Genomic DNA, 20,375 nt, shown 5'->3' with positions numbered 1-20,375 from the left:
GCCGAAGCTCTGGTTTTTTAAACATATTGCCTAGCGTACTTAAGGCGTGTAGTACGTTGCTGCACCTGGACCTACTGGTAAACCGAATACGAATACCCAAAGGTAGAACAGTACACTCCAACCTACGATGAAGCAGATTGAATACGGTAGCATCGTTGCGATTAGGGTACCAATACCTAGATTCTTCATGTAACGAGTCGCTACAGCAAGGATAAGACCGAAGTAGCTCATCATTGGTGTAATGATGTTCGTGGTTGAATCACCGATACGGTAAGCAGCCTGAATCGTCTCTGGTGCGTAACCAACAAGCATTAGCATAGGTACAAAGATAGGCGCTGTTACAGCCCACTGTGCAGATGCTGAACCGATCATTAGGTTAATGAAGCCACACATTAGGATAAATGCGAAGAACAACATAGGACCAGTTAAACCAATCTCTTGTAGGAAGCTTGCGCCTGCTACAGCAAATACCTGACCGAAGTTAGTCCACTTGAAGAACGCAACGAACTGAGCTGCGAAGAATACAAGTACGATGTACATGCCCATAGAAGACATAGACTTCGCCATTGCGTCAATCACGTCACGGTCAGTCTTCATTGAGCCTGTTACTTTACCGTAAACAAAACCCGGAACAGCAAAGAATACGAAGATGAATGCTACGATACTTTTCAGGAATGGAGAGCCTGCTACAGTACCTGTTGCTGAACGTAGAACACCGTCTTCAGGAACAATCGTCCAAGCAAGAAGCGCTGACACAGCTAGAACCGCTAGACCTGCAAGTTTAAGACCTTTCTTTTCAATGTCAGTTAGTTTGCCCATTGAATCGTTAGATAGGTCTTCAGACGCTTCTTCATCATTGTATTTGCCAAGTTTAGGCTCAACGATTTTCTCAGTTACAAATGCACCTGTAATCGCAATGAAGAACGTTGAAACAAACATGAAGTACCAGTTTGACTCAGGACCTACTGTGTAAGATGGGTCAATCATTTGCGCTGCAGTTTCTGTGATACCAGAAAGCAGTGGATCAACCGTACCGATTAGAAGGTTTGCAGAGTAACCACCAGATACACCAGCAAATGCAGCCGCAAGACCGGCAAGCGGGTGACGACCTAAAGAGTGGAATAGCATTGCCGCTAGTGGGATAAGTACTACGTAACCAAGCTCAGATGCCGTATTAGAAATGATACCAGCAAATACAACGGTTACCGTAACCATGCGCTTAGACGCACCCATTACCATGCCACGCATTGCAGCAGATAGAAGGCCTGAGTGTTCAGCGATAGCTACACCAAGCATTGCGACTAGTACAGTACCTAGCGGAGCAAAGCCAACAAAGTTCTTAACTAAGTTAGTAACGATAAGCTGTAAGCCTTCAGCGTTTAGTAGACTTACAACGTGGATCATGCCATCTGCAGCACGACCTTTAGCACCTTCTGGACGAGGATCCATAACAGAAACTTCAAAGTAACCTGCGATACCTGAAGTAATTAGAATTGCGACACAGAAGAGTGCGAAAAGAGTGATCGGGTGGGGTAAAAGGTTCCCCAAATACTCAACGCCATCGAGAAAGCGGGTAAAAATAGGTTTCTTTGGCGAGTTGTTCTTAATTGAAGCTGATGAACTCATCAGTTCCCTCCTTGTAGTTATTCCTGTGCAATTGTGACAAATATGTTCCAAATGCCAGCGCAGGGTACTCGACAAAAGAGTCAATTAGAAATGCAAAATGTTACAAAGTGTGTGTTTAATCATATTATTTAACGCCAAATGAACAATAAATTAGCAAATATCACTAAATTATATAATAAAAATGGTTTTATAATTCATATAAACACATTCATTCTGTTAATAAGTTAACAAGTAACCTCTTGATTCAATTGCGGTGAGATTTCCGCCACGGATTAAATCCTCACCGCTGCAGGCACTTTCACCGCAAAATCGTTCAATAATTCACCCAAAGTCAGAAGAGTACATAAAACTCGCCATAGTTACATAATCTTCACACTCGGATTTGCTCTATTTTTGTACTGCTTTAAACCTTGGGTTGGTTTTGCAGATCACGTAAAGACGCCCTCTTCTCTTTACAATCTGACAATCAGGGTGACGATTCTTAGCACTCTTTAATGATTTAACAACCTTCATTATTCCTCTCCTCCCTTCTTAAATTGAGCAAAACGACGATTGAAGTTAGCGACACGGCCTTCCTTGTTAACGACACGCTGTTTACCAGTGTAATAAGGGTGGGACTCAGAAGAGACATCGAGTGCGTAATATGGATAGGTCTTGCCGTCTTCCCACTCGATAGTGCGGTCAGTTAGAAGCGTTGAGCCAATAATAAAGTACTTATCTACGCTCGTGTCGTGGAATATGACCTTACGGTACTCAGGATGAATTCCTTCTTGCATTGTTAACTCCTTCGGAATAATTAATGTTATAACATATCAAATGATAATTATTATCAAGTGAGTTTGCAACGTGTTTGTGCTAGTTTTAACTCCACTCACCGTTGACCAAACATTTTGTATGTATTCATTAGAACCGATTGGCTATATCGAAAGCCCTTATAAAGAGAAGTTTGCAGTGCCTAGACAACCTAGCTTAGTCACTGCTGCCACATCCAGAGTGCGACTTATTGGTGAAGCAAACTGCTTGGAGTCACTTCGCGGTATCGAGCAATTCAGTCATGTGTGGATTTTGTTCTTGTTTGATAAAAACCTTGAGGCGGGCTGGAAGCCTACCGTTCGCCCTCCTCGTTTAGGTGGGAATGAACGTGTTGGCGTGTTTGCTTCTAGGGCGACATTCAGACCGAACGGCATTGGTATGTCAGCGGTTGAAGTTAAAGGCGTGACGCAAAAAGGCGATCAAGTCTACCTTGATCTCGGCAACGTAGATCTTGTCGACGGTACGCCAATCGTTGATATCAAACCTTATATCCCCTATTCCGACGCCGTAGACATGGCCAAAGGTGGCTATGCAGATCAAGAGCCTCAAACGTGTGACGTTACCTATTCTGACAAAGCCAGTTCAGCACTCCAAAATCGCCAGCAGGGAGAGATGGAAAAAGAGGTGATTACTCAAGTTTTGGCTCAAGATCCTCGCCCTGCTTATAAGAAAAACAAACCTGACAGCAAAGAATATGCGGTAAATCTGTTCGATATGAATGTGAAGTTTACCGTGAGCGACAACTTAGTCACGGTAAGCGCGATAGAACGCTTTTGACAAAAGCAATTGGCTGATATTATAGAGGGCTTTCCTCCTCACCTCTGAGGAGTTCTTTAAATCATGATGAAACGGATACCATAGAATGCGTACCAGTAACTACCTTCTTTCTACTCTGAAAGAGACTCCAAACGACGCAGTAGTAACCAGCCACCAGCTGATGCTACGTGCAGGTATGATCCGTAAGCTAGCTTCAGGTCTATACACTTGGCTACCTACCGGTCTGCGTGTACTGCGTAAAGTCGAAAATATCGTTCGCCAAGAGATCGATAATGCAGGTGCAATTGAGACTTTGATGCCCGTAGTGCAGCCGTTTGATCTATGGGAAGAGACTGGCCGCTCTGAGAAAATGGGTGCAGAACTACTTCGTTTCACTGATCGTCATGACAGCCCATTTGTACTAAGCCCAACTGCTGAAGAAGTGGTAACAGCACTTGTACGTAACGAAGTTAACTCTTACAAGCAGCTTCCACTGAACCTGTACCAAATCCAGACTAAATTCCGTGATGAGCGCCGTCCACGTTTCGGCGTAATGCGTGCTCGTGAATTCTCAATGATGGATGCGTACAGCTTCGACCTAGACAAAGAAGGTCTAGAAAAATCTTACGACAAGATGCACGCGGCTTACTGTAAAGCATTCGATCGCATGGGTCTTGATTACCGTCCAGTACTGGCTGACACGGGCGCTATCGGTGGTAACGGCTCTCACGAGTTCCACGTTCTGGCAGAGAGCGGTGAAGACCTAATCGCATTCTCTTCTGAGTCGGACTACGCAGCTAACATCGAAAAAGCTGAAGCACTTGCACCAGCGGCTGAAGCTGACGCAGCGACTCAAGAGATGACACTGGTTGATACACCAAACGCGAAAACTATCGATGAGCTAGTTGAGCAACACGGTGTAGCAATCGAGAAAACGGTTAAGACACTATTCGTTAAAGCATCTGATGAAGTTGAAGCAGACATCATCGCGCTTATTATTCGTGGCGACCACGAGCTAAACGAAATCAAAGCAGAGAACCTAGCTGAAGTTGCTTCTCCACTAGAGATGGCAACAGAAGAAGAGATTCGTGCTCTTGTTAATGCTGGTCCTGGTTCACTAGGCCCTGTAGGCCTTGAACTACCATTCATCGTTGATCGCGCAGCAGCAGTTGCAAGCGACTTCGGCGCTGGCGCAAACGTTGATGGCAAGCACTACTTCGGTATCAACTGGGGTCGTGATGTTGAACTAGGTAAAGTCGCTGACCTGCGTAACGTAGTTGAAGGTGACCCAAGCCCATGTGGCCAAGGCGTTATCCAACTTAAGCGTGGTATTGAAGTTGGTCACATCTTCCAGCTTGGTAACACTTACTCTAAAGCAATGAATGCTGCTGTACTTGGTCCTGACGGTAAGAACACTATCCTAGAGATGGGTTGTTACGGTATTGGTGTTTCTCGTGTTGTTGCATCTGCAATCGAACAGAACCACGACAAATACGGCATCATCTGGCCAGAAGCACTAGCACCTTTCCAGGTTGCTATCGTGCCAATGAACATGCACAAGTCTGAAGAAGTTAAAGAAGCGGCTGAGAAGCTATACGCAGAACTAACAGCAATGGGCATTGAAGTTCTATTCGATGACCGTAAAGAGCGCCCAGGCGTAATGTTCTCAGATATGGAGCTCGTTGGTATCCCTCACACTATCGTGATCGGTGACCGTTCAATGAAAGAAGGTAACTTCGAGTACAAGAACCGTCGTGAAGGCACTAAAGAAGCGGTAGCAATAGCAGACATTGTTGAGCACGTTACGTCTAAATTTGCTTAATATATACCCTTCATACTTGAAGCTGCAGCTTTGTTAACTGCGCCAATTTACCCTAATCACATAGAGCATCTATGCTCATAGGGCTAAATTGGCTTGTTGTCGCGCTGCAACTCCAATTATTTTGGGTATAGATATTTTAGATAGAAAAAAGGCCGATGTTTGAAACATCGGCCTTTTTATTTCAATAAATTAAACTGTCATTCCCGAAAGGGATGAACGACTGAGTTGGGAATCTCTGAAGCAGTCGCACCCTACTCTAACGGCTCCGTTGGGGCTTGGCTCGCTACTTTCTTTGGCGCATAAGCGACATCCACCAGCTCATCAGCATTACCATCAATCAACTCACCAAAATGAAAAATACCGAACTCACCCGGCTTCATTCGATGCCAAGTTTCATTATCTGTTAATGGCTGAGTCGCAACCACAGACACGACATCATTTGGCGTTGTCTCTTCTTGAAAGTTGATCGTCACATCTTCATCAATCAATGATGCCTTACCAAACGGAGCGCGACGAGTGATCCAATAGAGGTGGTTGGTACAGTAAGTCATTACATACTCGCCGTCTGAGAGCAGCATGTTAAAAACGCCTTTCTCACGCAGTTTGTCACAACACTCTGCAATAAAGCGAAAGACGCCGACCATGTCTTGTGGTGGTTCTGGGTATCGGTCTTCCATCTGTTTTAACAACCAACAAAATGACAGCTCACTGTCTGTTTGGCCGACAGGACGATGCCTGCCTGTATGGAAGTCTTGGTAGTCTGACAACTGACCATTGTGCGCAAAGGTCCAATAGCGTCCCCATAGTTCCCGAGTAAATGGATGGGTATTCTCAAGATTCACGCCACCGCGATTTGCTTGTCGAATGTGACTGATCACCGCTCGACTCTTAATCGGATAGTTTTGCACAAGCTCTGCAATTTTAGAGTCGCAACTTGGGTTAGGATCTTTGAACGTACGAAAGCCTTTGCCTTCGTAAAAAGTGATTCCCCAGCCATCTCGATGCGGGCCAGTATTGCCGCCTCGCTGCATCAAGCCAGTAAAACTAAAACAGATATCGGTTGGAACGTTGGCGCTCATTCCGAGCAATTCACACATGGTCTAGCAAACTCCCTTATTCCTTGTGTTTACTCTCTCTTTAATAACATAAGCGCCAGCAATATTGCTAGCGCTTATCGTTATAAGATAGTAAATGGTATAAGGGTCTATTAGCCTTTTAAGGTTAAATTTTGTTCGAGATAAAAGCGTTTTAATCGCGGCGAGAGGTTTGCCGCCTAGTTATTCTAAGCAAAATACCTCTCAACAAAGAGAAAAACGCTTTTAGCCGAACCCTTCGGGCAGTATTTGTAGGCCCTTTCTACTGCGTTATCGGCTTATCTAGTAGGTTTCTACAATTCAAAGCCTCTGCCTTGTATAAAGAACCTACAAATTACTGCAAAAGTCAGCTTAAAAGGTTAATAGACCCTAGCAATTAAGCGTTTTCCATTTCCTTCTCAATCAACTGAATCACGATGTGGATGATCTTAATGTGAATCTCTTGAATACGGTCAGCGTAGCCAAAGTGAGGAACACGAATTTCGATATCAGCACAACCAGCCATCTTGCCACCGTCTTTACCTGTAAGAGCAATCGTCTTCATGCCTTTCGCTTGCGCTGCTTCAATCGCTTTTAGGATGTTGCCAGAGTTGCCAGACGTTGATAAACCAAACAGTACATCACCTTTTGAGCCAACCGCTTCAACGTAACGAGAGAAAACAAAGTCGTAGCCAAAGTCATTACTAACACAAGATAAGTGACTAGGATCTGAGATCGCAATACCTGGAAGACCTGGGCGATTTTCACGGTAGCGGCCCGTCAATTCTTCAGCAAAGTGCATGGCATCACAGTGAGAGCCACCGTTGCCGCAAGATAGAACTTTACCACCCTGCTTAAATGAGTCGGCAATCATTTTTGCCGCCGCTTCAATTTGAGCGATGTTATGTTCATCACTCAAAAACTTGTTAAGCACGTCAGCAGCTTCGGTCAATTCGTTTTTGATTAGATCCTGATACATAGGTTTATCTCTAATTGTTGTAATAGATAGTTCTGTGTAAAAACAGAAAACATTATCTACAGAGTTTACTCAAACAATTCTCACTGTCGATAGCTCGACTCTGACATTTACTCTTTTATTGCAATTCTTAGCGCTCAAACCCGGCCTCAACTAACAATTTTAGAACTTTCACTCTACTTAGATCACTTTTTGAGCATGTTGGGATTTTACATTTTATTAATACTTTGATTACACTTAACTGGTTAGACCTCTTACTAGTAAATGACGTGCAAAAACATCATAGCGTCATAAAAGGAACAATATATGGACATCTTGCTCTCCCTCATTGGTTTTACCGCGGTGGTCTCTGTTTGCTTGTATCATCGATACTCGGTGCTAATCTCGGTAACAACCCTAACCGCAACTATGGTCGTACTCTCGCTATTTGGCAGTGCTGGCATCTTCAGTTGGTCCCTATTCATTGCCGCGGTTGTCATTCTTACCATTCCTAGCGTGCGCCAATCTCTAATCAGTAAAAAAGCACTTTCCCTCTTTAAGAAAGTACTTCCTGCAATGTCTCAAACAGAGAAAGAAGCACTGGATGCGGGTACTGTGTGGTGGGAAGCGGAGCTTTTCAAAGGCAAACCGAACTGGAAACAACTTCATGCCATCAAAGATCCAAAGCTGAGTGTAGAAGAACAAGCTTTCCTAGATGGTCCAGTCAGTGAAGTCTGTGCGATGGTTAACGACTATCAAGTGACACATGAACTTGCCGATCTGCCACCTGAAGTATGGCAATTCCTTAAAGATCACAAGTTCTTTGCGATGATCATCAAAAAGAAATATGGCGGCTTAGAGTTTTCTGCTTACGCGCAATCTCTGGTACTGCAAAAATTAACGGGTGTCTCTAGTGTTCTATCTTCAACAGTAGGCGTACCAAACTCTTTGGGCCCAGGTGAACTATTACAACACTACGGTACTAACGATCAGAAAGACTACTACCTTCCACGTCTTGCTGAAGGTAAGGAGATCCCATGTTTCGCACTGACTAGCCCAGAAGCAGGCTCAGATGCTGGCTCTATCCCCGATTTTGGTGTGGTTTGTAAAGGTGAGTGGGAAGGCAAAGAAGTCTTAGGCATGCGCCTGACATGGAATAAGCGTTACATCACTTTAGCTCCAGTAGCAACCGTACTGGGTTTAGCGTTCAAGCTGCGCGATCCTGAGGGTTTATTGGGTGAGCAACAAGAGATTGGTATCACTTGTGCGTTAATCCCAACCCATCTAAAAGGCGTGGATATTGGTAATCGACACTTCCCTCTCAATGTCCCATTCCAAAATGGCCCTACCCGCGCAAACGAGTTGTTTGTACCACTAGATTTCATCATCGGTGGACCAAAGATGGCAGGTCAAGGTTGGCGTATGCTGGTTGAATGTCTATCGGTTGGTCGTGGTATTACACTCCCTTCAAACTCTACTGGCGGAATCAAGACCGCAGCACTTGCAACGGGTGCGTATGCTCGTATTCGTCGCCAATTTAAGCAACCTATTGGCCATATGGAAGGGGTGGAAGAACCATTAGCACGTTTGGGCGGTAATGCTTATGTGATGGATGCAGCGAGTACCCTAACCGTTGCTGGTATTGATCTTGGCGAGAAGCCATCTGTGATCTCAGCGATTGTAAAATACCACTGTACTCATCGCATGCAACGCAGTGTGATTGATGCAATGGATATTGTCGGTGGTAAAGGTATTTGTATGGGGCCATCGAACTTCTTAGCTCGTGGTTATCAAGGTGCCCCAATCGCGGTCACTGTAGAAGGCGCGAACATCCTGACTCGCTCAATGATCATCTTCGGACAAGGCGCGATTCGTTGCCACCCTTACGTGCTCGAAGAAATGAATGCCGCATACTCGGACAGCTCTGATGCTATCGACAAATTTGACAAAGCACTCGCGGGCCACGTTGCTTTTACTATGAGTAACCTTGTTCGAAGCCTATGGTTAGGGTTAACCGACGGACGTTTCTCTGACGCGCCAGTGAAAGACACCACTACGCGCTACTACCAGCAGCTCAACCGCTACAGTGCTAATATCGCTTTTCTATCGGACATTTCAATGGCCGTTCTTGGTGGTTCACTGAAACGTAAAGAGCGTCTATCCGCGCGCTTAGGTGATATTCTCAGCCAACTTTACCTAAGCTCTGCGACGCTAAAACGTTATGAGAGTGAAGGCCGTATTGCCGATGATCTGCCACTCGTGCACTGGGGTCTGCAAGATAGCTTGAAACAAACAGAGCAAGCAATCGATGAATTCCTAGCTAACTTCCCAAATAAAGCGTTAGGTAAAATGCTTCGCTTGGTTATCATGCCATTTGGCCGTATTCGCAAAGCGCCAAGTGATCAGTTAGATAGCCAGATTGCACAAATCCTGCAAACGCCGAGTGAAACTCGTACTCGTATCGGTCGTCATCAATACTTTGCGGCGAGTGAATTTAATGCCGTTGGTAAGATTGAACAAGCACTGCACGTGATTCTTGAAGCCGAGCCAATCTTTGACAAGGTATGCAAAGCCGTTAAACAACGTCGCCCATTCTTACGCTTAGATTTAGTCGCTGAGTTGGGATTAGAGAAAGGCCTGATTACTAACGAGGAAGCACAACTTCTTAGAGATGCAGAAGAGCACCGCTTATACGTAATTAATGTTGATGACTTTGATCCACAAGAGCTAGCGGCAAAGCCACAAACCACAGTTCCTTCAATGGATGCGGTGGCATAGATACATTGCGTGACAAAGTTAGTCACTATAGAGACTAAAATCAGAAACTAAAAAGGGGCTGTCTTCAGCCCCTTTCTATTGGTAAGACCTGCTATTTCTTCGGCATTTCTAGCTGCATTTCTGGCATAGCCTGCTTCTTCGCCTTTAGCTTGCGCATCACAAACCAAATAACCAAACCAAGAATTAATACGACGACATTGCCGACAATAATAAAAATCATAGTGCGCGTCTTTTTCTCTTCTCGCATTTGGAGCATTTGCATCTCTTCTAAGCGCTTCTGCTGCTCTAAGCGTTCTTGCTCTTGTAAACGACGGGTTTCCGCCATATCGATTTCTTCAACCACACTGTATGTTTGCTGAGAAATCTCAAACATCAGTGGTCGCTCAGAACCGGACTCAGTCGCAAATGCCTTGCCAGACCAAGAATAGTTGCCATATTTCCCATCATACGGGATTGATAGCTCAACCTTTTGGCTCTCTGCATTAGCACTCCCCTGCACGGTAATCATGTCACCACTTGGGCCAATATGCTCAATATGCGCCGCAACTGTACCAGGCTTAATCATTCCTTGCTCACCCGTCACGACCACAGTATGAGGTTCACCGTCTTTGCGTGACTGAATAAACGTTGATTGCAGCGGCCTCGGATAAACGAGGACTTCTTGTTCTTGAGCGCGTAAGAAAACGCCATTGCCTGAAGTAATTCGAACTCGGTACTTTCCTGGCTCGCTCGTAATAGGTAATGAGACAGTAAACACACCATCTCCAGCTACTTCATCAAGGTCGCGACCATCATCGGCAAACTCACCAATCACTTCTGGAATAGGGCGTGCTTCTTTGATTAACGTCTCTTCGTTTTCAATGTACTTGGTGAACGTGACTTTCAATTTCACTCGGTCGAGAAAATCTCGAAGTACCAACGGCTGACCATCTGAAGTCAAACGAGCACTGAATTTGATCGCTTCACCAAGATACAAACGGTTAGGCAGTTGATCCGTCGACAGCTCTAAGTGCGAAATAAGCTTAATCTTATTCTTCGGTGTCACTTTGCCTACCGCTTGCCACGGCCCCGGCATAGGATTATCGATAGAAACGATGTCCATTGAGGATTCTTGATACCAACGGACATTATCTGGTGCACGCCATGCATAGTACTTTTTACCATCAGGGCGAACCAGAACCACTGGCTGAGAACTTTTGGCTCGATAGATCACAAAAGTAATCTGTTTAATGGAGGGATCAACACGGAATCGGTTATCCAACAGTGACATTGAGGATTCAGTCGCGGCATAGCCTAACGAGCTAAAAATAATACCTACAATGGCAATCCAAATCCTCAACATCCTTTCTCCTACTGACGCCAGAGACAACTTCCGTTTTTCTCGACGATATCTAATCTATTATTATGGGCTTCTATTTCATCGGCCGTTGCACGCAGAATCTTTAGCGCTTTTCGTCCATTTGCTGCACGTTTTATCTCTTCACCACCACCTTCCGAGTTACCAGCATTAAACTGGAGCGACGTTTGACCACCTGTCATTAACAGGTAAACGTCCGCTAGGATCTCCGCATCGAGCAATGCCCCGTGAAGAGTACGATGCGAGTTATCGATGCCATAACGATCACAAAGCACATCAAGGTTGTTTCGCTTGCCAGGGAAAATCTTTTTCGCCATGGCCAGCGTATCGGTCACTTTACAGAAGTCGTCCGTTTTACCAATGCTCGGATCGAGCATCGAAAATTCGTAATCCATAAAGCCGGTATCGAAGGGCGCATTGTGAGCGACCAGCTCAGAGCCTTTGATGAAATCTAAAAACTCTTTATGGACATCTCGGTACTCAGGTTTATCAACGAGGAATTCATCAGTAATACCATGAACGCCAATCGCCTCGGGCTGAATATCACGATCGGGTTTGATGTAACAATGGAAGTGACGCCCTGTTAATTTGCGATTGATGATTTCTACCGCACCGATTTCGACGATTCGGTGACCTTGGTAATGAGGGCCACCTTCTTGGTTCATACCGGTGGTTTCCGTATCGAGAACGACGATACGATGTTGTTCAGAATTGTTGCTAGTATTCATAACAAAATATGTGTCAGACTATGCCAATAATGTGCTTAACCCAATAGTATCAAATCATGACGAAACAAGTGGAAATTTTCACTGATGGTTCTTGTTTAGGTAACCCAGGACCCGGTGGCTATGGCGTCGTACTTCGCTATAAGCAGACAGAAAAGACCTTAGCAAAAGGCTACACCCTGACGACCAACAACCGCATGGAAATGCTGGCAACCATCGTTGCACTGCAAGCATTAAAAGAGCCTTGTGATGTCATTCTTACCACCGATAGCCAATACGTTCGTCAGGGGATCACTCAGTGGATTCACAACTGGAAAAAACGCGGCTGGAAAACGGCCGATAAAAAACCCGTTAAAAATGCCGATCTATGGAAAGCTCTAGATAATGAAACTGAACGCCACACCGTTGATTGGCGCTGGGTAAAAGGCCACGCTGGGCATAGAGAGAACGAAATGTGTGACGAACTAGCACGTAAAGCAGCTGAAAACCCGACAGAAGAAGACACGGGTTACCAACCAAGCTAGGCTCTGTTGATCAGTCTGAACGCTGCTTATTAGACACTTTGTAATTGACGCTCACGGGCGTCAATTTTCGTTTAAGCTTCCAGTGGGGTTTGATCGGTTTTAGTGGGTAAGTACGCTTTCTCGCGACAATAAAATAGAGACTGCCCATCGGTGAAGCCCAATCACCTAAGCTGTTCTCAAGCCATGTCCACATAGTGCGATACTTCTGCATCGGAAAAAGAGCGTAGCTATCACACTCAATGACTTGGAAATTCAACAGCCCGAGCCAATCTTTCACTCGATTTGGTGTAAACATACGCCCGCTCCAAGGTAGATTATTTCGACGCCAAGGCATCAAGCTTCCTAGCCCTGTAAAGCTGATAGGATTAAAACCCGTGATGATAAGATAGCCGTCATCCATCATAACTCTGTCGACTTCACGCAGCATCCTATGAGGGTCATTACAGTAATCTAGTTGGTGCGCCATCAAGACCGCATCAAAACTTTTCTCTAAAAAGGGCAAATCGTAACCATCTGCAATCACATTATGCAAAGGGTTCTGGATATCTAACTGAACTTGATGTTGAATGTTACAGTTGAAGCTGGTTAACTCGCAGCTTAGACCACCCAGCTTGAGTAAATGGTAGCCAAACAGCTTAGGGCACCACTCATCAACGCGGGTCTGAATGGATTCACTAACCCATTGGCCATTTTTCAGCTGAGACCACGAATGCGGTTTTTCAAGCTTTTTAGCGCTACGTGCTGGTTTCATGTTTAACCTGCTTCACCCTTGGGAGACACAACTATGTTGAATATCAAAAGCATACCCGCATTTAATGATAATTACATCTGGCTGATTCAAAATAGCGATCGCCGTTGTGCGGTTGTTGATCCAGGTGATGCTGCACCTGTACTGTCGTACCTAAAAGAGCACGATCTCAGTTTAGAAGCGATTCTGATCACCCACCACCACAACGATCACATTGGTGGTGTGCCTGAATTGGTTCGACAATTTCCTAACATTGATGTTGTGGGGCCAGCCGATGAGCCAGTGCCTACCTTGACCCTTCCTGTCAATGCAGGCGATCAAATAGAGTTATTTGATGAGGTGTTCTTTGTTTTGGGTTTAGAGGGTCATACTCTCGGTCATATCGGCTATGTTGGTGACAGCAAGCTGTTTTGTGGCGATGTGTTGTTCTCTGCCGGGTGCGGCCGTGTTTTCGAAGGTACTATGGAGCAAATGCACACTTCATTGAGTAAACTTGTCGCTCTCCCTGAAGAGACTCAAGTCTTTTGTGCCCATGAGTACACTGCCAGCAACCTAGCCTTTGCACTCGCAGTCGAGCCTGACAATGAAAAACTTCAGAACTACCGTGACGAAGTCAACCGCCTGCGAGCTCAGAATAAACCAACGCTGCCAACCACCATTCGCCAAGAGAAATGGATCAACCCATTTTTGCGAACGGATGAACCAAGCATCATTCGTTCGGTGTCAAACCGCACCTCAGAAACCGATTCATTAGCGATTTTTACTGCATTACGTGAGTGGAAGAACGAATTTTAACGTTTTGCCGCTTGTCACTTGCTAATTGTGACAAGTATTATCAGCAGCCAAAGAAAAAAAGGGCTGTGAAATGCGAGTTAAACACAGCTGGGTATTAGCGCTAGTCTTATCTGGCTGTCAACTTACCCAGCCAAATGATTCTGGAGAAGCCGTATCTCCAGAAACAAACACACCACCAAAGCAAACTGAGTCTACAACTCAGCCTGCTAAACCAGTAGAAAAACCACAGCCAGTGGTCACACCTCAGGCTCAGGAAGATGTCTGGCAGCGCATTGCAATGCAGCTAGAAATGCCGATTCCAAACCACAAGTTGGTGGATTACTACCGTACTTGGTACCTCAAGCACCCAAGTCACTTACGCACAGTGTCAAAACGTGCTGAACCATTTTTGTACCTGATTACCGAAAAGATAGAGCAGCGAGATCTTCCCCTCGAACTCGCTCTGTTACCTATTGTAGAAAGCTCTTTTGATGCTTTTGCCTATTCTCATGGCAGCGCAGCAGGTCTATGGCAATTCGTGCCCGCAACAGGTAAACAACAAGGACTCGAACAAAACTTTTGGTATGACGGCCGTCGAGATGTACCTGCTTCGACAGACGCTGCGCTTGATTACCTAACGTATCTGAACAAACGTTTTGATGGTGAATGGACACACGCAATTGCCGCTTACAATAGTGGTGGTGGTCGAGTCTCACGTGCAATCCGCAAGAACAAAAACTTAGGCAAGCCTATTGATTTCTTTTCTCTAGACTTACCTAAAGAGACCAGCGGTTATGTGCCAAAGCTACTGGCATTGGCCGACGTGATCTCCAACCAAGAAAAATACGGCATCGACATTCCTGCGATTGCCAACAAACCTGTTGTTGAGATCGTCGACCCGAAAGAGCAACTTGATCTTGCTATTGCCGCCCAGTATGCGGGCATTACAGTCAAAGAACTTCAAGGCCTAAATCCAGCTTACAATCAATGGGCAACCGCACCTGAAGGGCCCCATCAACTGCTGCTACCAACATCAAGCGTTGATCAATTCACCATAGCGGTGAACAAAAATCGTGGCAAAGGCATGAAGGTGGTTCGATACAAGGTCAAATCAGGTGATAGCTTGAGCGTGTTGGCACAAACGTACAATACAACCTCAAGTGTGATTCGCAATGCGAACAATATGACCAACAATAACATTCGTGTTGGCCAGCACCTGATGATCCCAACATCCACTCAAGATGATAAAGCTTACGCATTAAGTGCTACGAACCGCTTAGCAAAAACGCAATCAAAGAGTCGTGGCCAATATAAATTGACCCACACGGTTCGTTCTGGCGACAGTCTTTGGTCAATTGCGAAAGAGAATAAAGTCTCTCACCAATCCCTAGCTAAATGGAATGGTATGGGTCCAAGAGATACATTACGCGTCGGCCAAAAACTCGTGATTTGGAAGAACAACTCCGATGGCGCCATTATTCGTACCGTTTTCTATAACGTTCGTTCTGGCGATACCATCAGTGGTATTGCAAGCAAGTTCAAAGTGAAGTCAAAAGACATCGTGAAATGGAACGACCTCAGCAAACAGAAGTACCTTAAACCAGGTCAAAAGCTGAAGCTATATGTCGATGTAACTAAGGTGAGTGTATGACCCCCTCAAGTAACCCATTGGTTATGCTGTTAGATATTTTCCGCTCTCCGAGCGCGTGTTTCCTTGCACTTTACCAACGTGGAGCCTGGGGTTGGCAGCCTTACGTTGTTTTGTTGCTAACACCCTTTTTATTTTGGGGTTCGTATTTTGACTTGGTCAATTTTGAATGGTTAAAAGACGCATTAACCCTTCAGCTTGAGCAGACTAACCCAAAGCAGCTTGAGCTACTGGACGCCAATACCTTAATGGCCAGTGAAATTATCAGTGATATGGCAGGCCGTACATTGACGATCTTGATGCTAGCGTTCTGGTTCAACCTTGCGACTAAACCTAGTCAGCATCAACATGGTTTTTGGAAATGGTTTGCAGCAGGCGCTGTAATTACCTTCCCTGCCGTGATTGGTGATCTAGCGAGCTACATCAGTGTATTGCTCAAGCACGGCCAAGTGATGGTTTACGCTGCCGACCTCAATAGCCTGAATGGTCTATTAAAGCTACCGCTGACTAACGAGTGGTCGCAATTTGCCAGCTCATTCCCACTTCTACTGCCTTGGTATATTGCCTTAGGCTATGCCGCTATTGGCGTTTGGACAGAGTTTGAACGCGGTCAAGCGTTAGCAATCTCTGCCCTACCTTGGGTGGGGTACTACTTAATTTGGGCTCTGTACATTCTGATTTTCTAACCGGAATTGCACCAATAAAGGATTATGATCAGAGGCGTCCGATTGCGGCGCCTCTGCTGTTTCTAGGACAAGCCCTCGATAGAACACATGATCCAGAGCCAATCCAGTGACAAACTCAGTCCGATAATCGGGGTTAAACGCGACTTCTGCCACACCAATGCGTTTTAACGCACTCTGCATCACACCAAGTCTTTCTTCACTCCAGCTATTAAAGTCACCCGCAACAATAATTGGCCCTGAATGTTGCTCAAGCTCATCGACCAACACGCCTAGCTGACGTTGATATTCTACCGTTCCATAAGTGAAGTTCACCGCATGGATATTCACCACGGCCAATTGCTGACCATTAGAGAGTGGGTACAACGCATAGAGCGCAGACTTTGGCAATCTGAGCCAAGGTTCAAGTTCAGTGTAAGCACACGCTTTTAAAGGCGAGCTATAAGAGAGGTTCAACACCCCTGCAGTCGTCTGAAATGCCTTAAATGCATCGACTTGACTGCCAAACCAACCTTGCTCACCGATCCACACTTTGAGCTCTTCGCTCATGCTTGCTTCCTGAAACAGAGCAAGTTGCTTGCCTTGGATTAGTTGGTTTAGGCTTTGTTTCCAATTGTCTCGGTTCTGCTTATAGATGTTCCAAACCAATATATTAAGTTCACCGTTGTTATCGATGCTTGCTGCGTCTTTGCTCTTATAGCACTGCAATGCTAACTCAGTTTTATCAGCCGATATTGCGGACACCTGCGCGCGCTCTGGCAACGAAAAAATAGCGTGATATCCAATCACTGTCACAGTAGCAATAATCAACGGAAGTGAGATTAATAGTGGCTTTCTCATCGCTTTACCCCAAAACAAAAAAAGAGCCTATAGGCTCTTTTTCGAAACTAGTTTTTTAGATTGCGTCTTCGTCTTCTTCGCCAGTACGAATACGTACAATACGTTCTACGTCGGTAATAAAAATCTTACCATCACCGATTTTTCCTGTTTGTGCCGTTTCAATAATGGTATCAACACATTGATCAGCGACTTCATCGGTTACAACGATTTCTAATTTTACTTTAGGCAGAAAATCAACCATATACTCCGCGCCACGGTAGAGTTCGGTATGACCTTTTTGGCGACCAAAGCCTTTCACTTCAGATACTGTCATGCCGGTAATGCCCACTTCAGCCAATGCTTCTCGAACATCGTCTAACTTAAATGGCTTAATAATGGCTTCAATCTTTTTCATGTTCATCCCTTAAACTGTTGTAACTCAATTCATTATCCCACGATCATTAGGTAATAAAAAGCCCGAGCACACTATGCTCGGGCTGAAATTCGTTGCAGTATCAGATTCGACTACTTCAAGCTCGCATAGTAAGCCGCGAGATTAGCAATGTCTTGATCGCTCAACATCGATGCTTGAGCCTGCATCACGGCGGCTAAGCCACCAGTGCGCTCTTTGTTTTTGTACGCATTGATTGAAGAGATGATGTACTGCTCGTTTTGTCCTTTAAGGTTCGGGTAACCCGGGATCATTGCAATGCCATCCGCTCCGTGACACGCTGCACATACTGCGGCTTTCGCTTGCCCAGCTGCCGCATCACCCGCTGCTAGCGCCTGACCACTAAGCAGCCCCATACCAATAACCAATCCAATAGCGATTTTTTTCATTGCTCTTCCTTATAATTCCGCATTAATTGTACGTTTTTATGTATACAGTTTTACACAAACGATGCTGGCTTGTCCCAGATGAGTTCACAGTCCTGACCTATAAAACGGCGATCAATAAACAAATTCACCACAGCCACTACCTGCTCTCCACACATCAATATAGGGGTTCTACGGCGGAGCCAACTAGGAACACCATACTCTTGGAAAAGTTTTTTGAGCTTTCTACTACGAGTGCGATCGGCTGGGTGGGCACTAAGACCCTCTGGGTTAAAACTGATCCAAAGAGGCGCTTGGCTTAACGCCTCCATTGATAGACCCTCAGCTTTATCCGCTGCCAACGTAATCGTCCCAAGTCCATCCGGCAAGGTAACTCTTTCATCCAAATTGATTGGTGTTTGCCACTGCTCGAGAGATTGCCACTCTTGCACCAGATAGAGTCGATTTGAAAAACGCCTAATTTGCCCCTCTGACAGCGTTAATTGAGGATTGGCGTCTTGTTGAGACATCGCGACTTCTTGCCAAATTTTAGTCAACTGAACACGGCTCGGCATTTTTAGGCCAGCCTTCTCTATCCACATACGCAGTAAACGCATTCTGGCCAGTGCACTATTTTGTTCTAACACGTCGATGATAAGGCTGCCGTCTGCGTGCAGGGTGTTAACGAGTTTCTCCTGCATCAGCTCATCAAGTAACTGTTCTTGTTCTGCACAAAGCTCGGTACTTCTCTGGATAGATTGCCTGATATGAGGCCAACGCTCGGTCATTACTGGCGTAATACTATGGCGTACAAAGTTGCGCTCAAAACGTTGGTCTTGATTGCTTTCATCTTCAACCCAGTCAAGCTGATGCGCCTTCGCAAAACTTTCAATATCAGCTCGTGTCGCATTCAACAGTGGCCGAATAAGCAGTGAATCACCAAATGGCATCACTTGAGCCATAGAGGAGAGTCCTTTAGGCCCACTCCCCCGTTTTAACGCAAGCAAAAAGGTTTCTAGTTGGTCGTCGGCATGCTGCCCCACCAACAGCACATCTTGATGAGATAGATGTTTTTTTAACGCTTGGTAACGGGCTTCACGAGCACTCTCTTCCAAGCTTCGCCCCTCGAGATCTAAAGAAACTTTTTCAAGACGAAATGCAACGCCAAGTTCTCTACACCAACCTTCACACCGCTTTGCCCATTCATCAGCAAAAGGGCTCAGCCCATGATGAACGTGAACAGCCAAGCACTCTACTCGATGAACCGCTTGGTAGTTCGCCATAAGTTGCAACATGACTCTAGAATCTAATCCACCACTTAGTCCAAGTACCAAACGGTAATTGTGGGATTTGTACGGTCTAAGCGGATGTTCAAAGGTGGATTCAAGATTCATAGCAAAAGATACGTTAACGACAATGACTTTAGTTTATCACCGACAACAAAAAAAGGCTGAACCAAAGTTCAGCCTTTTCAATCAATAGGTTCTGATTAACAGTAACCGTAGCTCATTAGACGCTGGTAACGACGCTCTAGAAGCGTGTCGTTATCAAACTGCTCTAGCTCTTCAAGCTGGCGAACGAGTGTCGCTTTCATGTTCTCAGCCATCTTTTTGTGATCACGGTGAGCGCCACCTAGTGGCTCTTCAATGATCTCATCAATCAGCTCAAGCTCTTTAAGGCGTGGAGCGATTAGGCCCATCGCTTCAGCCGCTTGTGGAGCTTTGTCAGAGTCACGCCAAAGGATAGATGCACAACCCTCTGGAGAGATTACAGAGTACGTTGAGTATTGAAGCATGTTCACGTAGTCACCAACACCAATCGCTAGTGCACCACCTGAACCGCCTTCACCGACAACGTTACAGATAACCGGTACAGAAAGACCAGCCATTACTTTTAAGTTTGTCGCAATCGCTTCTGATTGGCCACGCTCTTCAGCGCCAACACCTGGGTATGCGCCTGCTGTATCGATAAAGGTAATGATTGGCATGTTGAAACGCTCAGCCGTCTGCATTAGACGTAGAGCTTTACGGTAACCTTCTGGCTTTGGCATACCAAAGTTACGTTTTACTTTCTCTTTCGTTTCACGACCTTTTTGATGACCGATGATCATAACTGGACGGCCATTAAGACGCGCCATACCACCAACGATTGCTTTGTCATCCGCGTAATGGCGATCACCCGCCATTTCGTCAAATTCAGTAAAAACGTGTTCAATGTAATCTAGCGTGTAAGGACGCTGTGGGTGACGAGCTAACTGAGCAGTTTCCCAAGCACCAAGATCGCTGAACGTTTTCTTTTTAAGCTCTAAGCTTTTCTGTTCTAGCTGTTCAATCTCTTTATCAAGATCAACGCCGTCTTCACCACCGTGACGAGATACATCACGTAGTGCTTCAATTTTTGCTTCTAGCTCTGCGATTGGCTTTTCAAATTCTAAAAAGTTCAGGCTCATCTATAGATC

The 20,375-nt window shown here is 45.4% G+C and carries 20 protein-coding genes; 7 read left to right on the top strand and 13 right to left on the bottom strand.

Features of this window, described 5'->3' with window-relative positions:
• Nucleotides 1-39 precede the first annotated feature (39 nt).
• The 3 genes from F0231_RS15840 to F0231_RS15830 all read right to left on the bottom strand — a co-directional run bounded on the left by F0231_RS15840 (nt 40) and on the right by F0231_RS15830 (nt 2,402).
• Nucleotides 40-1,626 (bottom strand): AbgT family transporter, encoded by a 1,587-nt coding sequence (locus F0231_RS15840; protein ID WP_171760673.1) that lies wholly within the window; start codon nt 1,624-1,626, stop codon nt 40-42.
• Nucleotides 1,627-2,013: 387 nt separating this feature from the next.
• Nucleotides 2,014-2,139: a type B 50S ribosomal protein L36 gene (gene ykgO / locus F0231_RS15835; protein ID WP_004744821.1), complete on the bottom strand. Its 126-nt coding sequence runs from the start codon at nt 2,137-2,139 to the stop codon at nt 2,014-2,016.
• A complete protein-coding gene (locus F0231_RS15830; protein ID WP_171760672.1) occupies nt 2,139-2,402 on the bottom strand; it encodes a type B 50S ribosomal protein L31 in 264 nt (87 codons plus the stop codon). Before F0231_RS15830 ends, ykgO begins: the two co-directional genes overlap by 1 nt.
• Before the next feature lie 118 nt (nt 2,403-2,520).
• Here F0231_RS15830 and tsaA point away from each other — a divergent pair, with 118 nt between their 5' ends.
• Nucleotides 2,521-3,216 (top strand): tRNA (N6-threonylcarbamoyladenosine(37)-N6)-methyltransferase TrmO, encoded by a 696-nt coding sequence (tsaA, locus tag F0231_RS15825; RefSeq protein WP_171760671.1) that lies wholly within the window; start codon nt 2,521-2,523, stop codon nt 3,214-3,216.
• Nucleotides 3,217-3,301: 85 nt separating this feature from the next.
• The gene (locus F0231_RS15820) at nt 3,302-5,017 is read left to right on the top strand and encodes a proline--tRNA ligase (protein WP_171760670.1); all 1,716 of its coding nucleotides are present in this window, start codon (nt 3,302-3,304) and stop codon (nt 5,015-5,017) included.
• 251 nt (nt 5,018-5,268) lie between these two features.
• Here F0231_RS15820 and F0231_RS15815 read toward each other — a convergent pair whose 3' ends face one another.
• A complete protein-coding gene (locus F0231_RS15815) occupies nt 5,269-6,114 on the bottom strand; it encodes a class II glutamine amidotransferase (protein ID WP_171760669.1) in 846 nt (281 codons plus the stop codon).
• A gap of 373 nt (nt 6,115-6,487) precedes the next feature.
• Nucleotides 6,488-7,069 carry a D-sedoheptulose 7-phosphate isomerase gene (gene lpcA, locus F0231_RS15810; RefSeq protein WP_171760668.1) on the bottom strand — a complete coding sequence of 194 codons (582 nt, stop codon included), beginning with the start codon at nt 7,067-7,069 and terminating at the stop codon, nt 6,488-6,490.
• A gap of 303 nt (nt 7,070-7,372) precedes the next feature.
• Here lpcA and fadE point away from each other — a divergent pair, with 303 nt between their 5' ends.
• Nucleotides 7,373-9,823 (top strand): acyl-CoA dehydrogenase FadE, encoded by a 2,451-nt coding sequence (gene fadE, locus F0231_RS15805; RefSeq protein WP_171760667.1) that lies wholly within the window; start codon nt 7,373-7,375, stop codon nt 9,821-9,823.
• A gap of 91 nt (nt 9,824-9,914) precedes the next feature.
• Here the strand turns inward: fadE and F0231_RS15800 are convergent, their stop codons facing one another.
• Both F0231_RS15800 and dnaQ read right to left on the bottom strand, forming a co-directional pair.
• On the bottom strand, nt 9,915-11,165 hold the full coding sequence (locus tag F0231_RS15800; RefSeq protein ID WP_171760666.1) for a TIGR03503 family protein: 1,251 nt from the start codon (nt 11,163-11,165) through the stop codon (nt 9,915-9,917).
• An 8-nt stretch (nt 11,166-11,173) separates the two neighbouring features.
• A complete protein-coding gene (gene dnaQ, locus F0231_RS15795; protein ID WP_171760665.1) occupies nt 11,174-11,908 on the bottom strand; it encodes a DNA polymerase III subunit epsilon in 735 nt (244 codons plus the stop codon).
• Nucleotides 11,909-11,964: 56 nt separating this feature from the next.
• Between dnaQ and rnhA the strand changes: the two genes are divergently transcribed.
• Nucleotides 11,965-12,429, top strand: coding sequence for a ribonuclease HI (gene rnhA / locus F0231_RS15790; protein WP_171760664.1), 465 nt, complete (start codon nt 11,965-11,967; stop codon nt 12,427-12,429).
• Nucleotides 12,430-12,439: 10 nt separating this feature from the next.
• On the opposite strand, the gene F0231_RS15785 is transcribed toward rnhA, so the two are convergent.
• On the bottom strand, nt 12,440-13,180 hold the full coding sequence (locus F0231_RS15785) for a class I SAM-dependent methyltransferase (protein ID WP_171760663.1): 741 nt from the start codon (nt 13,178-13,180) through the stop codon (nt 12,440-12,442).
• A 33-nt stretch (nt 13,181-13,213) separates the two neighbouring features.
• Here F0231_RS15785 and gloB point away from each other — a divergent pair, with 33 nt between their 5' ends.
• The 3 genes from gloB (at nt 13,214) to F0231_RS15770 (ending at nt 16,285) form a co-directional block, all read left to right on the top strand.
• Nucleotides 13,214-13,972 (top strand): hydroxyacylglutathione hydrolase, encoded by a 759-nt coding sequence (gene gloB, locus F0231_RS15780; RefSeq protein ID WP_171760662.1) that lies wholly within the window; start codon nt 13,214-13,216, stop codon nt 13,970-13,972.
• A 70-nt stretch (nt 13,973-14,042) separates the two neighbouring features.
• Nucleotides 14,043-15,602: a LysM peptidoglycan-binding domain-containing protein gene (locus F0231_RS15775; protein WP_171760661.1), complete on the top strand. Its 1,560-nt coding sequence runs from the start codon at nt 14,043-14,045 to the stop codon at nt 15,600-15,602.
• The gene (locus tag F0231_RS15770; RefSeq protein ID WP_171760660.1) at nt 15,599-16,285 is read left to right on the top strand and encodes a YIP1 family protein; all 687 of its coding nucleotides are present in this window, start codon (nt 15,599-15,601) and stop codon (nt 16,283-16,285) included. Before F0231_RS15775 ends, F0231_RS15770 begins: the two co-directional genes overlap by 4 nt.
• Here the strand turns inward: F0231_RS15770 and F0231_RS15765 are convergent.
• The 5 genes from F0231_RS15765 to accA form a co-directional block, all read right to left on the bottom strand.
• Complete coding sequence (locus F0231_RS15765) at nt 16,253-17,122, bottom strand: endonuclease/exonuclease/phosphatase family protein (protein WP_171760659.1); 870 nt, start codon at nt 17,120-17,122, stop codon at nt 16,253-16,255. The two genes, F0231_RS15770 and F0231_RS15765, sit on opposite strands and share 33 nt — an antisense overlap.
• 55 nt (nt 17,123-17,177) lie before the next feature.
• Nucleotides 17,178-17,516 carry a nitrogen regulatory protein P-II gene (glnB, locus tag F0231_RS15760; RefSeq protein ID WP_004415234.1) on the bottom strand — a complete coding sequence of 113 codons (339 nt, stop codon included), beginning with the start codon at nt 17,514-17,516 and terminating at the stop codon, nt 17,178-17,180.
• A 110-nt stretch (nt 17,517-17,626) separates the two neighbouring features.
• On the bottom strand, nt 17,627-17,941 hold the full coding sequence (locus tag F0231_RS15755; protein WP_171760658.1) for a cytochrome c: 315 nt from the start codon (nt 17,939-17,941) through the stop codon (nt 17,627-17,629).
• Nucleotides 17,942-17,991: 50 nt separating this feature from the next.
• Nucleotides 17,992-19,311: a tRNA lysidine(34) synthetase TilS gene (gene tilS, locus F0231_RS15750; RefSeq protein ID WP_171760657.1), complete on the bottom strand. Its 1,320-nt coding sequence runs from the start codon at nt 19,309-19,311 to the stop codon at nt 17,992-17,994.
• 95 nt (nt 19,312-19,406) lie between these two features.
• Nucleotides 19,407-20,366 (bottom strand): acetyl-CoA carboxylase carboxyl transferase subunit alpha, encoded by a 960-nt coding sequence (gene accA / locus F0231_RS15745; RefSeq protein WP_171760656.1) that lies wholly within the window; start codon nt 20,364-20,366, stop codon nt 19,407-19,409.
• Between the last annotated feature and the right edge of the window lie 9 nt (nt 20,367-20,375).

The sequence above is a fragment of the Vibrio sp. RE86 genome (genome assembly GCF_013114545.1).
Classification (GTDB): Bacteria; Pseudomonadota; Gammaproteobacteria; order Enterobacterales; family Vibrionaceae; genus Vibrio.
This window is presented reverse-complemented; position numbering and strand designations above follow the sequence as displayed.